The 14,387-nt window shown below is 63.4% G+C and carries 14 protein-coding genes; 11 read left to right on the top strand and 3 right to left on the bottom strand.

Features of this window, described 5'->3' with window-relative positions:
• The 3 genes from ccsA to msrQ all read left to right on the top strand — a co-directional run.
• A partial coding sequence (ccsA, locus tag GNZ13_RS19750) for a cytochrome c biogenesis protein CcsA (RefSeq protein ID WP_171928181.1) occupies positions 1-182 on the top strand: 182 nt, incomplete at its 5' end.
• A gap of 197 nt (positions 183-379) precedes the next feature.
• Entirely contained in the window at positions 380-1,375 is a 996-nt protein-coding gene (gene msrP / locus GNZ13_RS19755; protein WP_172167369.1) for a protein-methionine-sulfoxide reductase catalytic subunit MsrP, read from the top strand.
• A 14-nt stretch (positions 1,376-1,389) separates the two neighbouring features.
• Entirely contained in the window at positions 1,390-2,097 is a 708-nt protein-coding gene (gene msrQ, locus GNZ13_RS19760) for a protein-methionine-sulfoxide reductase heme-binding subunit MsrQ (RefSeq protein ID WP_172167371.1), read from the top strand.
• 86 nt (positions 2,098-2,183) lie between these two features.
• Here the strand turns inward: msrQ and lysA are convergent, their stop codons facing one another.
• Both lysA and lptM read right to left on the bottom strand, forming a co-directional pair.
• The gene (gene lysA, locus GNZ13_RS19765; protein ID WP_172167372.1) at positions 2,184-3,446 is read right to left on the bottom strand and encodes a diaminopimelate decarboxylase; all 1,263 of its coding nucleotides are present in this window, start codon (positions 3,444-3,446) and stop codon (positions 2,184-2,186) included.
• A 9-nt stretch (positions 3,447-3,455) separates the two neighbouring features.
• Positions 3,456-3,809, bottom strand: coding sequence for an LPS translocon maturation chaperone LptM (gene lptM, locus GNZ13_RS19770; RefSeq protein ID WP_172167374.1), 354 nt, complete (start codon positions 3,807-3,809; stop codon positions 3,456-3,458).
• 35 nt (positions 3,810-3,844) lie between these two features.
• On the opposite strand from lptM, the gene cyaY reads away from it, so the two are divergent.
• Complete coding sequence (gene cyaY, locus GNZ13_RS19775) at positions 3,845-4,162, top strand: iron donor protein CyaY (RefSeq protein ID WP_046567577.1); 318 nt, start codon at positions 3,845-3,847, stop codon at positions 4,160-4,162.
• A 98-nt stretch (positions 4,163-4,260) separates the two neighbouring features.
• Here the strand turns inward: cyaY and GNZ13_RS19780 are convergent, their stop codons facing one another.
• Complete coding sequence (locus GNZ13_RS19780) at positions 4,261-6,660, bottom strand: penicillin-binding protein 1A (protein WP_172167376.1); 2,400 nt, start codon at positions 6,658-6,660, stop codon at positions 4,261-4,263.
• Positions 6,661-6,913: 253 nt separating this feature from the next.
• Here GNZ13_RS19780 and pilM point away from each other — a divergent pair, with 253 nt between their 5' ends.
• The 7 genes from pilM (at position 6,914) to GNZ13_RS19815 (ending at position 14,355) form a co-directional block, all read left to right on the top strand.
• Positions 6,914-7,906, top strand: coding sequence for a type IV pilus biogenesis protein PilM (gene pilM, locus GNZ13_RS19785; protein ID WP_172167378.1), 993 nt, complete (start codon positions 6,914-6,916; stop codon positions 7,904-7,906).
• Positions 7,906-8,631 (top strand): fimbrial assembly protein, encoded by a 726-nt coding sequence (locus GNZ13_RS19790; RefSeq protein ID WP_172167489.1) that lies wholly within the window; start codon positions 7,906-7,908, stop codon positions 8,629-8,631. Before pilM ends, GNZ13_RS19790 begins: the two co-directional genes overlap by 1 nt.
• Positions 8,628-9,551, top strand: a complete 924-nt coding sequence (locus tag GNZ13_RS19795; protein ID WP_172167379.1) for a hypothetical protein — start codon at positions 8,628-8,630, stop codon at positions 9,549-9,551. The genes GNZ13_RS19790 and GNZ13_RS19795 overlap by 4 nt, the downstream gene beginning before the upstream one ends.
• A 176-nt stretch (positions 9,552-9,727) precedes the next feature.
• On the top strand, positions 9,728-11,332 hold the full coding sequence (locus tag GNZ13_RS19800; RefSeq protein ID WP_172167381.1) for a type IV pilus secretin PilQ: 1,605 nt from the start codon (positions 9,728-9,730) through the stop codon (positions 11,330-11,332).
• 106 nt (positions 11,333-11,438) lie between these two features.
• The gene (locus GNZ13_RS19805) at positions 11,439-11,990 is read left to right on the top strand and encodes a shikimate kinase (protein WP_172167382.1); all 552 of its coding nucleotides are present in this window, start codon (positions 11,439-11,441) and stop codon (positions 11,988-11,990) included.
• A gap of 8 nt (positions 11,991-11,998) precedes the next feature.
• Positions 11,999-13,075, top strand: a complete 1,077-nt coding sequence (gene aroB, locus GNZ13_RS19810) for a 3-dehydroquinate synthase (protein ID WP_456238728.1) — start codon at positions 11,999-12,001, stop codon at positions 13,073-13,075.
• A 77-nt stretch (positions 13,076-13,152) separates the two neighbouring features.
• On the top strand, positions 13,153-14,355 hold the full coding sequence (locus tag GNZ13_RS19815; protein WP_172167386.1) for a deoxyguanosinetriphosphate triphosphohydrolase: 1,203 nt from the start codon (positions 13,153-13,155) through the stop codon (positions 14,353-14,355).
• The last annotated feature ends 32 nt before the right edge of the window (positions 14,356-14,387 follow it).

Here is a 14,387-nt window from a genome sequence, read left to right on the forward strand (position 1 = left end):
AGGAAACGTGGGCGCTGATCGTCTGGCTGAACTACGCAGCCTGGCTTCATATGCGCTTGATGAAGGGCCTGCGCGGCGCGGTGGCGGCATGGTGGGCGCTGACCGGCCTGCTGGTGACGACCTTCGCGTTCCTCGGCGTTAATATGTTCCTGTCGGGGCTGCATAGCTACGGCAAGCTGTAAGATCTGCCGTCCTGAGCCGACTAAGAACCGCCGCGTGTTTCGCACCGGCGGTTTTTTTACGTCTGGCGGAATATTCGCTGAATCCAGGGTGTTTGTTAGAGCAGTACCTACGGATGGCTGGGCGAGTGGCCAAACGAGCCGATCATCAATATGGCCCCGTAAGATAGACAACCGATGGGCCGGCAAGGAGCAGCACGATGTGGATCAAGCGAAGCGACAGAATTCAACTCATCGGCGATGACATCGCGCGCAGCGAAATCACGCCGCAGCGGGTCTTCGAGAACCGGCGGCGCGTGTTGCAGGCCGCGGGTGCGTTAGCGCTCGGCAGTCTGATCGGCGTGAATGGCGAAGCGCTGGCAGCGTATTCATCGCCGGATCCGAAGGCGCAAAAGCTCGCGGCGAAGACCAACGCGAAGTTCGTCGCGCTCGACAAGATCACGCCGTACAAGGACATCACCGCGTACAACAACTACTACGAGTTCGGCACCGACAAAGCGGATCCCGCGCACAACGCCCGTACGTTGCGCCCTCATCCGTGGAAGGTGAGCGTTGAGGGCGAAATCAAGAATCCGAAGGTGTACGACATCGACGAATTGCTGAAGCTCGCACCGCTCGAGGAGCGCGTGTACCGGTTGCGTTGCGTCGAAGGCTGGTCGATGGTGATTCCGTGGATCGGCGTGCCGCTCTCGGAGTTGATCAAGCGCGTGCAGCCGACCGGCAATGCCAGGTACGTGCAATTCATCACGCTCGCCGATCCGTCGCAAATGCCCGGCCTGTCGACGCCGGTACTCGACTGGCCGTACACCGAAGGTCTGCGGATGGACGAAGCGATGAATCCGCTGACGCTGCTGACGATGGGCCTCTACGGCCAAGTGCTGCCGAATCAGAATGGCGCGCCGATCCGTGTGGTGGTGCCGTGGAAATACGGCTTCAAGAGCGCGAAGTCGCTGGTGAAGATCCGCTTCCTCGACAAGCAGCCGCCGACCAGTTGGAACACATACGCGTCAAACGAATACGGCTTTTATTCGAATGTGAATCCGAACGTCGATCACCCGCGCTGGAGCCAGGCCACCGAGCGGCGCATCGGCGAAGATGGTTTCTTCACGCCCAAGCGCAAGACGTTGATGTTCAACGGCTACGGCGATCAGGTTGCGTCGCTGTATCAGGGTATGGACCTGAAGAAAAACTTCTGAACGACGGCGCGATCATGGCTTCCGATACGCAACCAATTACTCAAACCGAACGCAAAGCGCCGCGAGCAGCGCAGGCGTCGGCTACGGCCACAGTCACGGCAAAGCGCCCCGCAAGTGGCGCGCGCTGGATCGTGCCAGCCAAGATCGCGGTGTTTATCGCAGCCTGGTATCCGCTCGCGCGCATCGTGCTGTTCGGCATGACCGATCGGCTGGGCGCGAATCCGATCGAGTTCATTACGCGCTCGACGGGGCTGTGGACGCTCGTCTTTCTTTGCATCACGTTGGCCGTGACGCCGTTGCGTCGACTGACCGGCATCGCTGCATTGGTCAGGTTTCGCCGGATGTTAGGCCTTTACGCATTCTTCTACGCGACGCTCCATTTCACCACGTACCTGTGGTTCGACAAGTGGTTCGATGTCGCCGCGATTCTCAAGGACATCGGCAAGCGGCCGTTCATCACCGTGGGCTTTGCTGCGTTCGTGCTGCTGATCGCGTTGGCCGTTACGTCGCCGCGCGCGATGGTGCGCAAACTCGGACGCCGCTGGCAGACATTGCATCGCGCGATCTATGCGATCGGCGGGCTCGCGATTCTGCACTTCTGGTGGATGAAGGCGGGCAAGCACGACCTGATTTTGCCGAAGATCTACGGCGCGATCATGGTCGCGTTGTTGGGGTGGCGTTTGATCATATGGCTGCGCGAGCGGAGGTTAAAGACGCGCTGACCTGACCGCTAGGAGCAGAGCGCGCAAATGATAAAAGGCGATGCCGCAGTGGCATCGCCTTTTATATGTCGCTTAAGCTCTGATGTTTACGCCGGCAAGATCATTTCGCCCGCAAACAGCTGCTTGATCTCCTCACGAGCGCGAACGACATGCACTTGTGTACCATCAACCATCACCTCGGCCGCACGCGGACGGGTGTTGTAGTTCGAGCTCATCACGAAGCCATACGCGCCAGCCGAGCGAATCGCCAGCAGATCGCCCGGTTCGACCGCCAGCAGACGCTCACGACCCAGCCAGTCGCCACTTTCGCAAACCGGGCCGACTACGTCGTACACGTGAGCGGGCACGTCGCGCTTAACGACAGCCTCGATCGCGTGATACGCCTCGTACATCGCGGGGCGTGCGAGATCCGTCATCGCCGCATCGACGATGGCGAAGTTCTTTTCTTCGCCTGGCTTCAGAAATTCGACGCGCGTGAGCAACACACCCGCATTGCCGACCAGCGAACGGCCCGGTTCGAAATACACCTCACGATGCCCGTGACCACGCGCTTCAATGCGATCCAGCACAGTGCGCACGAAGTCGCCAATTTCCGGCGGGGTTTCGTCGTCGTACGTGATACCGAGACCGCCGCCTACGTCGATGTGGCGAATCTTCACGCCGTCCTGCTCGATCTGTTCGACCAGTTCGAGAACCTTGTCGACCGCGTCCAGATACGGTGCGACTTCAGTGATCTGCGAGCCGATATGGCAGTCGATGCCGACCACGTCGAGATGCGTCATTGCCGCGGCGGCTTGGTACGTAGCCCGCGCGTCTTCGAACGCGACGCCGAACTTGTTCGACTTCAGGCCGGTGGAAATATACGGATGCGTTTTCGCGTCGACGTCCGGATTCACGCGCAACGAGACGGGCGCTTTTTTGCCCATTTCCGCCGCAACCGCATTCAGGCGGTCAAGCTCGGGAATCGATTCGACGTTGAAGCATTTAACGCCGGCGGCGAGTGCCTGACGCATCTCGTCTGCATTCTTGCCGACACCGGAAAACACGGTGTTTTCCGCTTTGCCGCCCGCGGCCAGCACGCGCGCCAATTCGCCGCCCGACACGATGTCGAAGCCGGCGCCGAGGCGCGCGAACACGTTCAGCACCGCGAGATTGCTATTGGCCTTGACGGCGACGTGCACGGTCGCGCGGCGGCCGGCGCAAGCACCTGCGTAGGCATTCCAGGCTTCGGTGAGCGCGGCGCGCGAATAGACGTACAGCGGCGTGCCGAACTGCTCGGCGAGTGAGACGGCGGACACGCCCTCGGCGTGCAATACGCCGTCGACGTAGTCAAATGCGGATCGAGTCATGCGAAAGTCTTATTGAGCGGGAGTGACAGCGGAGGCAGGTTGCACAGGCGCAGCAGCGGATGCGGCAGGCGCGGGCGGTGCTGCAAGTTCGCTTTCCGGCGACAGCGAGAGCGGCGCGCCGGTGGTGTCCGGTACCTCACCGATCGGGGAGGCGGTTTGCGCGCCCGGTTTCACTTCACCGGATGACGGTGACGGCGGCGGTTGCGTGCGATCGATCGGCTTGGCCGGTAGCGGCGGCACGGTGGGCAAATAGAGCGAACCGCGTTGTCCGCAGCCGGCAAGTGCACAACCTGCGAGAATGGCTAAACCCGCTACAATCGCGCGGCCGGGCGCCGCCGCGCGCATCCGAGATACGACTCGCATGACTGTCCCTGAATAAATAATCGATGGAGTTTAGCATGTCCGATAGTGATTACCTGACCCGCGCGGAAGCCGCGCTAGCCGCCATCGAACGCGCGCTCGACGACACGGAAGCCGACATCGAACTCGAGCGCAGCGGTAATGTCCTGACCCTCGAATTCGAGAACCGCTCGAAGATCATTGTCAATCTGCAGCCGCCGATGAGCGAGATCTGGATCGCGGCGAAAGCGGGTGGTTTCCACTTCCGCTTCGTCGACGGTGAGTGGCGCGATACGCGCAGCGGCACGGAGTTTTTCGCCGCGCTGTCGGAGTACGCGACGCAGCAGGCTGGCGAGCCGGTTCACTTCGAAGCGTAAAGCCAGCGGCTGAAGCCACCGTCCAAACGAAACCGCCGCGCGTTCAGCGCGGCGGTTTTTTTCTAACGGACCTTGGAGCCATCTTTCGATGGCCTCCCTCAGTGCCCGCGGAACAGGTTCATGATGTTCTGCTTTTCCTGTTCGCCGACTTGCTCGGGCGCCGCCGCGGTCGCACCGCTCGCCTCGGCATCCAGTGCCGCTTGACTGACACCGACTGTCGCGACAAAACCGTGGCCCGGCGTGAAATCGTCGAAATACAGTTCTGAGCCGAGCTCGGTCACGTCGTCGGGCATCGGCATCTTGTAGTCCGGCACGCCTTTGAGGGCGCGCGCCATGTATTCGATCCACACCGGCAACGCGAGGCCACCCCCCGTTTCCTTATCGCCGAGACTGCGCGGATTGTCGTAGCCGATCCACGCAATGGCCGTGAGCGTGTGCTGATAGCCCGCGAACCACGCATCGCGCGAGTCGTTGGTCGTGCCGGTCTTGCCGCCGAGATCGGTACGCTTCAGCACGTTGCTCTTCGCGCCCGTGCCACGTTGCGCGACGCTTTGCAGCAGGCTGTTCATCACATACGCGTTGCGCGGTTCGATTGCGTGCGGCGCACTCTGCTCGGCGACTAGCGGTTGCGCGCGCGCCACGACGATGCCGCGCTGATCGGTGACTTCAGCGATCAGATACGGGTTGATGCGATAGCCGCCATTAGCAAACACCGAGAACGCGCCGGCCATCTGCAAGGGCGTGACGAGACCCGCGCCGAGCGCCATCGGCAGATAAGCCGGGTGGCGATCCGCATCGAAGCCGAAACGCGTGATGTATTGCTGCGCGTACTTGGTGCCGATCTGGTTCAGGATGCGAATCGACACAAGGTTCTTCGACTTCTGCAGCGCGGTGCGCATGGTCATCGGACCATCGAAACCGCCGCCGTAGTTCTTCGGTTCCCACGCCTGGCCACCTGTCTCCGCCGCGCTGAAAAAGAGTGGCGCATCATTGATCACCGTGGCCGGTCCGAGCCCCTTTTCGAGCGAGGCCGAGTAGATGAACGGCTTGAAGCTCGAACCAGGCTGGCGCCACGCCTGGGTCACGTGGTTGAACTTGTTCTTGTTGAAGTCGAAGCCGCCGACCAGCGCACGAATCGCGCCATCTTGCGGCACCACCGAAACGAACGCGCCTTCCACTTGCGGCAACTGCGTAATCGACCAGTTGCCGTCGTCATCCTTCACGACGCGAATAATCGCGCCGGGCCGCACGCGCTGATTCGGCTGCGCGCGTGTGCCGAGCGCGAACTGCGCGAAGCGCAGGCCATCGCCCTGAATGGTCGCGACGTTGCCGTCGATGAAGGTGGCCTGCACCTGCTTCGGGCTCGCCGCCGTCACCACCGCGGCGATGATTTCGCCGTTGTCGGGATGCTCGAGCAACGCGTCGTCGATGGCCTGTTCGCGGTCGTCCGCATCGGACGGCAAATCGATGAACGCTTCCGGGCCGCGATATCCGTGGCGCCGTTCGTAGTCCATCAGGCCCTTGCGCAGCGCCCGGTAAGCAACGTCCTGATCGGCCGAGTCGATGGTGGTCACGACGTTCAGGCCGCGCGTGTATGCCTCCTCGCGATACTGCGCGTACATCATCTGCCGCACCATTTCCGCGACATACTCCGCGTGCACGCTGAACTCCTTGCCCGCGCCCTTGACGACCAGTGGCTGCTTGCTTGCCTCGTCGTACTGTTCCTGAGTGATGTAGTGCAATTCGTACATGCGCTGCAGGATGTACTCCTGACGGATCTTCGCGCGCTTCGGATTGACCACCGGGTTATACGCGGACGGCGCCTTCGGAAGCCCCGCCAGCATGGCGGATTCCGCCAGAGTCAGGTTCTTCAGATCTTTCCCGAAATACACCCGCGCCGCGCTCGCGAAGCCATACGCGCGCTGCCCGAGATAGATCTGATTCATGTACACCTCGAGAATCTGATCTTTCGTCAGCTTCGACTCGATCTTGTACGCGAGCAGCATCTCGTAGATCTTGCGCGTGTAGGTCTTCTCGCTCGAAAGGAAGAAGTTGCGCGCCACCTGCATGGTGATCGTGCTGGCGCCTTGCGTGGCGTGACCATTGGTCAGCGCGACAAAGCCGGCTCGCGCGATGCCTGTGAGGTCGACGCCGCCGTGATCGTAGAAGCGCGCGTCTTCGATTGCCAGCACGGCTTTCTTCAGGCTGTCGGGCACGTCCTGGATATGGACGATGTCGCGCCTCTCTTCACCGAATTCGCCGATCAGCACGTGGTCGGCCGTATAGATGCGCAAAGGCACCTTCGGCCGGTAGTCGGTCAGCGCGTCGAGCGACGGCAGGTTCGGCGTCGCGACCACCAGCGCATAGCCAAGCACCAGCAGCACGCACAGGATGCCTGCGACGATCAGACCCACAAAGCCGATGATGAGCTTGAGCCACAAGGGGCGCTTGCGCTTCGGCGGCGCAGGCGGCGGGGACGTAGGAGACGTGGATTGCATATGGGCACCAAAATACAGTCCCGCGATTATAGCCGCCTCGCTTTTCAGCTTTCGGCGTGCTTACTGACAGTTCTTGACAAGTCGGCGCGCCGCGCAGGAATGACTTCACTGTAGACGCTTTGATGGCGGAGAGGGCGCGCGTCGCGCAACGTTAGCCATTTGGCTGAGTGTCGCGCGGCGGCGCGGCTACGCACAATTCTTCCTCGTTACGCGCGTTCGAATGGTTCGTCGCGTGAGTCTGAGGGAGGGCGTGATGACGTTCAAAAGTTCGTGGCTTCAAAGTGTGCGACTCGGTGCGCAGCGTTTTGCAGCGGGGATCGATGTGAGTTCGCAGGCGGTGCGTCTGGTCGTGGTGAGTCAGCATTCGCGCGCACGTGCCGCGCTGCATATCGAATACGCGGGCACCGTGCCGCTTGGCGCCGGCGCGATGGCCGGCACGGAGATCGCCGACCGGCATGCGGTGGCGCGTGCGTTGCGCGACGCATTCGCCGGTCTGCCGCGCGCGTGTGCGACGCATGCATTGCGATGCGCGATGGCGCTGCCCGCTTCGGCCACATTGACAACCACCGTGCCGCTCACACGGCTCGCCACGCTCGCCGGTTGTACGGAAGACGGCGGCCATGAACTCGCCGAACTCGAACCGGCGGTGATGAGCGAAGTCGAGCGCATCGCAGGCCTCGAGCGGCATGCGTTGGCGGTCGACTGGTTCGTCGACGAAAAGCGTTCGCCGATCCGTTCCGTGACGATCGCCGCAACCGCACGCCAGCATCTCGAGGCACGTATCGAATGCGCGGCGACCGCCGGTATCTCGCTCACTGCGATCGATGGCGAGCCGCATGCGGCTTTGCGCGCCATGCGCTACGCGGCGAGCCACGAACTCGATCCGCACGAGCCCTATGTCGCGCTCTGGATCGGCACGGACGGCGTGTACGGCTGGCGCATCGTCGACGACTGCCTGGTTGGCGAAATGCGTTACCCCGCGCCCGAGCACGCCGATCTCGCCGACGCGTTGCGCGATCTCGTCCACGGCCCCGTACTCGACTGCGCGTTGTTGAGTGGCGAGGTCAATTTGCTCGACGGCGTGGGTTTCTCGATTGCGGATATAGCCGACGTGTTGGGCTGCACTGTGCTGCCGTTCGAATGTGCGGCGCTTGGTGGGCTCGCACGTCAACTGCACGACCCGTTGTTGCACGAGCCTGCCGCCGCGGTTGCCTTCGGACTTGCATTGCGTGGGGTGCTCGAATGATGCGCGGCCTGCGTTTCGGTTTGGATCCGGCGGGCCCGAACAAGCGGGCTTCTACGCGTGGCGCGCGCTTCGCACCGCCGTGGCTCGGCGGTTTCAATCTGCTGCCGTATAGGCAACGCAACGCGCGGCTCGCGCGCCGGCGGCGTCTGCTCGAATGGGTTGCCGCGGCGCTCGCCGGTTTTGCGGCCGTGCTCGCGTTAGCCGGGTGGCAAGCGTTCGAAAGGGCGCGGCTCGATGCACAGCGCGCGTCGATCGAACAATCGCTGACGCATCTGGCCATGCCGCTCGCGGAGCACGCCAGGTTACTGCGCGCGCAAGACGAACAACGCAACGGCGCGGCGCGTGCGATGAACTTGTCCGAGCCGCTTACGCATTTGCGCGATCTGCTGAATGCATTGAGTTTTGAACCCGGTGATGGCGTGGTGCTGCAGCAGTTGCGCCAGCGCGAGTACGAGACGGAGTTGCTCGCGACCTCGCGCGGACATATCGCGTCGGCCGAGTGGCTCAAACGTTTGAGCGCGATCCGCGGCGTGAAGGGCGCGGAGGTAAACGAGCTGCGTCGCTCCGCGCCACGCAGCGGTGCGGTTGCGGCGGCCAACGTGACCGGCCCGATCGAATTCGGAGCGCATCTGCGCTGGGGCGACCCGCGCAAGAAAACGGTCCATACGTCCGGCCTTGCGGCGCAACGTCCCATGAAGTCTGAACAATCAGGAGGTACGAAATGAGTACGACTTTTGTCGAGTTCGGCGGCGCGGCGAGCGCGCGGCCCTCTTTTTCACAGTGGATCAAGCGTATGCGCCTGCCGCTTGCTGCCTGGAGTCGTCGGCGCCGGTGGGTGGCCGCATTGCTGATCGCTGCAGTGGTGTTCGGACTTGGCGCGCATGGCTGGGTTGTGGCCGATCTCGGCGGGGTCGAGGCGAGCCGTACGGCATTGGAGGCGGCCACGCGGCATCTCGCGGATGCGCGCCGCGCGCTGGCGCAATTGCCCGCGCTGCGCCGGGAAGCTGCCGCCATGCCGGGCGCACGGTTGCCTGCGTCATGGACATCCGCGGACGATGTGCGCATCGTGTCCGAACTCGCGGCACAGAACAGCGTCTCGTTGCTCTCGGTAGAGCCGGGCGCCGCCAGCGGCTCGGGTGCCGAAAGCATGCGTCCTATACAGCTCACCGCGCACACCGATTTCGTCCACCTGATGGCATTTCTGCGCGGCCTATCGGATCTGCCGGTGCTGATCGTTCCTGTAGACGTGACGGTCAACCGCGATGCTGCTTCGTTAGCGGTGAGGGCAACGCTGCACGTATTCAGTGCGTTGAGGCCGGTGCCATCAACTGCCACTGCGGACGCGTTTGCCGACGAGAGCCTCGATTCGGACGACGAAGAAGACATCGTGTTCTTTGACCCGTTCTCGCTTCCGCAGATGCTCGCGTCCGGCGAGCAGCAGCCTGACGCCTCTCAACTGCGCCTCGTCGGCTTGCTGCACGATCGCACACGCGGACTCGCCTTGCTCGATACGCCGGATGGCGCGACCACGGTCGTGTCCGGGCAACAACTCGGTACAGAGCGTGTCACGCGGCTTGACGCGCTCAGCATCACCTTGGCCAATGGCGGCGCGACACGCACGCTGGCACTGGCGGAGGCGTCCTGATGAGGCTGATGAAGCCGTTCGGTCTCGCCACGTCGCGCGTTGGCGGTCGTGTGTGTTTTGGCCTTGGTGTGTGCCGCGGCGTGCCTGCAAGGACGCGTGGTGGCGCGTTTTGCAGTTCGCTTTGCAGTCCGGTTCGCAGTCCGCTTTGCAGCCTTCTTTGCAGCTTGCTCGCCGGCATGGCATTAAGTGTCGGCATCGCGCACGCCTCGCCACCACCGCTGCCGCCGCTCCCCGCGCACATGCCGCTCGACGGCGCCATTGCGCCGCTCGATGCTCGATACGACGTACCGCCGCTGCCGCGCGGCGTCGCTGCTGAAGTGCCCAACCCATTCCGCGACGATTCCGCAGACGAGCCCGGCGTATCGCGAGCGGCGGCAACCGCCGAGATCGGACGTGCCGACGACCTGGCCGGTGACGCAGACGGTTCAGTGCCACTGCGGAGGCAATCCGCAGCGTCGGCGCGCGACGACATCACCGGAATCTCGGCGCTCGAAGGACCGCCGGTGCCGCTGCCTCCGCTTGCGCGCCTGAGCGACGCACCGAAAACGCCTGCAGACGCCAGACTCGCCGCTGACGATAAACCGATCTCGCTTAACTTCCTGCGCGCCGAACTCGGCGCGGTGCTCAACGCGTTCGCCCAGTTCACCGGACTGAACATCGTAGCGAGCGAGAGAGTGCGCGGCGCCGTTTCACTACGACTCGACAAGGTGCCGTGGCGTACCGCGTTCGATACCTTGCTAGACGTCAACGGGCTGGCAATGGAGCGCCATGGCAACGTGATCTGGGTCGCGCCGATTGCGGATCTGGCCGCGCGTGAACGGCAGCGGTTCGAAGCGCACGCCCGGGCCGCCGATCTTGAGCCGCTCGCAAGCCGCACGTTCCAGCTGCACTACGCTCGCGCCGAAGACGTGCGGCGCCTGCTGACCGGCGCCGGCAACCAGCGCGTACTGTCCAAACGCGGCGCCGCGACTGCCGATCCGCGCACCAATCTGCTGTTCGTCACCGATCTCGAAGGGCGCCTTGCGCAAATCACGGCGTTGCTTGCCTCCGTCGACCGGCCCACCCGTCAGGTATTGATCGAAGCGCGTATCGTCGAGGGCGAGCATGGGTTTTCGCGCAATCTCGGCGTGCGGCTTTCCATGGCGGCCGCCAACGCTGACGGCACCGCCCGAGGCTTGACGGGTGGCAAGGACGGCACCCTATACGATCTGTCGGCGCGGCCGATTTCCGGTTTTGACGCCGCCACCGCCGGGCTGACCTTGTTCGCAGCCGGGGCGACGCGGCTCCTGAACATCGAGCTGAGCGCGCTGGAGGCCGAAGGGCGCGGCGAAATCGTCTCGAGCCCCCGGGTCGTGACGGCGGACCGGATGAAAGCGGTCGTCGAGCAGGGCACCGAGCTGCCCTATCAGGCGAAAGTGGGGCAGGGCGTGTCGGGCGTGCAGTTTCGCCGCGCCACGCTCAAACTGGAGGTTGAGCCGCAAATCATGCCGGATGGCAGAGTGGTGCTGGACCTCGATGTCGCGAAAGACAGCGTGGGCGAGCAGACCGACGCCGGACCCGCGATCAACACCAAACACGTGCAAACGCGCGTCGAAGTCGAAGATGGTGGTACGGTGTCGATCGGCGGAATTTACGCGACCGACGACCGGGACGATGTGACGCGGGTGCCGGTCCTGGGCAAAATACCCATTTTAGGTGCGCTTTTTCGCCATCGGGCCCATCGGGACCAGCGCAGTGAACTGGCCATTTTCATCACGCCGCGCGTCGTTCAGACAAATTAGGGGCATGCTGCCTCCGCTCTCCAGCGGCGGCCTGCAGGCTCGACAAGGCAGCCGCTTTGCCAGTAAGCTGCGGCACGAACCATACCGGATTAGCCAGAGGACACCGTTGCAAGCGCGGGACGCACACGCCAATGTATTTTTTGTAGGGCTCATGGGGGCAGGCAAAACCACCGTGGGCCGGGCCATTGCGCGCCGTCTCGATCGCCCGTTCTTCGATTCCGATCATGAAATCGAGGCGCGCACGGGCGCGCGCATCCCGGTGATTTTCGAGCTGGAAGGCGAAGCGGGCTTTCGCGAACGCGAGGCGCACGTGATTTCCGAGCTGACCGGGCGCGAAAATATCGTGCTGGCCACGGGCGGCGGCGCGGTGCTGCGGCCGGAAAATCGCGAAGCGCTGCGGAATCGGGGCTTGGTGATCTATTTGCGCGCCAATCCGCACGATTTGTGGTTGCGCACCCGGCGCGACAAGAATCGCCCGCTTTTGCAGACCGAAGACCCCAAAGCGCGCCTCGAAGCGCTCTACGAAGTACGCGATCCGCTATACCGGGAATGCGCGCACTTTGTGATCGAAACCGGCCGGCCTTCGGTCAACGGACTCGTCAACATGGTTCTGATGCAGCTCGAGATGGCCGGCGTCGCCAAACATCCTGCGTCATAATGGATCGTATGATTACCGTCAATGTCGAACTGGGCGAGCGCGCCTACCCCATCCATATCGGTGCCGATCTGATCGGCCAGACCGCGCTGTTCGCGCCGCATATCGCCGGCAGTTCGGTCACGATCGTCACGAACACCACGGTTGACCCGCTCTATGGCGACACGCTGCGCGCGGCGCTCGCGCCGCTCGGCAAGCAGGTGTCCACGGTCGTTTTGCCGGACGGCGAAGCGTATAAGAACCTCGACACGCTGAACCTGATTTTCGACGCGCTGCTCGGCTCGCGCGCCGATCGCAAGACCACGCTGATCGCTCTCGGCGGCGGCGTGATCGGCGACATGACGGGGTTTGCCGCGGCCTGCTACATGCGCGGCGTGCCGTTCATCCAGGTACCGACCACCTTGCTGTCGCAAGTCGATTCGTCGGTGGGCGGCAAGACCGGTATCAACCATCCACTCGGCAAGAACATGATCGGCGCATTCTACCAGCCGCAAGCAGTGATCGCCGACATCGGCGCGCTGCGCACACTGCCGGCGCGCGAACTGGCAGCGGGCGTCGCCGAAGTGATCAAGACCGGCGCGATTGCCGATGCCGGTTTCTTCAGCTGGATCGAAGCGAACATCGAGGCGCTCAATCGCTGCGAGCCCGCAGCGCTGGCCGAGGCGGTCAAGCGCTCGTGCGAGATCAAGGCGTCGGTCGTGGCGCAAGACGAGCGCGAAGGCGGACTGCGCGCGATCCTCAATTTCGGCCACACCTTCGGCCATGCGATCGAAGCCGGACTTGGCTACGGCGAATGGCTGCACGGCGAGGCGGTCGGCTGCGGGATGGTGATGGCGGCGGACCTGTCAGTGCGCATGGGTTATCTCGATGAAGCGGCGCGCAAGCGTCTGGTCGACGTGATTGTTGCCGCGCATTTGCCCATTCGGGCGCCCGCGCTTGGCGATTCGCGTTACGTCGACCTCATGCGGGTCGACAAGAAGGCGGAAGCCGGCGCGATCAAATTCATTCTGCTGAAGCGTTTCGGTGAGACGCTCATCACCCAGGCACCCGACGCCGAGGTGCACGCCACGCTGGCCGCCGCCGTCTAGACCGACTCGGCGAAGGCTTGGCAGCAAGGCAATACGCACCAGCGTCACGAGGCGCCGCCCATGTTTCGGAGAATCCGGTGACTGACAGGCGCAACGACGATGTAAAGAATGACCCGGCAGGCACGCCCGTGAGCGGCGTGCCATCGCAGGAAGCACTCGAAGCGCATCTCGCGCCGTATGCGGCACATTCCGCCCAGTCGCGCGGCCGCCGCTATCCCGAAGCCGCGCCGAGCGCGCGCACCGAATTCCAGCGCGATCGCGACCGCATTGTCCATTCGACGGCGTTCCGCCGACTTGAATACAAAACTCAGGTGTTCGTGAATCACGAGGGCGATCTGTTTCGCACGCGCCTTACGCACAGCCTCGAAGTCGCGCAGATTGCGCGTTCGGTCGCGCGCAATCTGCGCGTCAACGAAGACCTCGTCGAAGCTATTTCGCTCGCGCACGACCTTGGCCATACGCCTTTCGGCCATGCGGGCCAGGACGCGCTGAACGAATGCATGCGCGAACACGGCGGCTTCGAGCACAACCTGCAAAGCCTCGCGGTGGTCGACGATCTGGAAGAGCACTACGGCGCGTTCAATGGCCTGAACCTCTGCTTCGAAACGCGGGAGGGCATTCTCAAGCACTGCTCGCGCGAGAACGCGCGGCGGCTCGGTGCGCTCGGCGAGCGTTTTCTCGAGGGGCGGCAGCCTTCCATCGAAGCGCAGATCGCCAATGTCGCCGATGAGATCGCGTACAACAATCACGATGTCGACGACGGCTTGCGCTCGGGCCTGCTCACCGTGGAGCAGCTTGCCGAAGTGGAGTTATGGCAGACGCACTACGCGGCGGCGCGTGGCGACTTTCCGGAGATCGAAGGGCGCCGGCTGATTCACGAGACCGTGCGCCGCATCATCAACACGTTGATCGTCGACCTGATCGATACAACCTCGCTCAATCTTGCAAGACACGCGCCAGTCTCGCTGGACGCCGTGCGCGCCGCACCGCCGCTGGTCGCGCATAGCGAAGCGATCGCCGCGCAGGCGGCGGCGCTCAAGCGCTTTCTATTTAAGAACCTGTACCGCCACTATCGCGTCATGCGCATGGCCAACAAGGCGCGCCGCGTAGTGGCCGGCCTGTTCGACGCGTTCACGGAAGATCCGCGGCTATTGCCACCCGGCTATCAATCCACGGACGCGTCGCAGCAACCGCGCCTGATCGCCCACTACATCGCGGGCATGACGGATCGATATGCGGTGAAGGAGTATCAGCGGCTGTTCGTGATCGACGACAACTGATTGGGTTGGCGCCGATGCGCATCGGCGCGGGG

It is taken from the genome of Paraburkholderia elongata, assembly GCF_013177735.1.
Taxonomy (GTDB): Bacteria; Pseudomonadota; Gammaproteobacteria; order Burkholderiales; family Burkholderiaceae; genus Paraburkholderia; species Paraburkholderia elongata.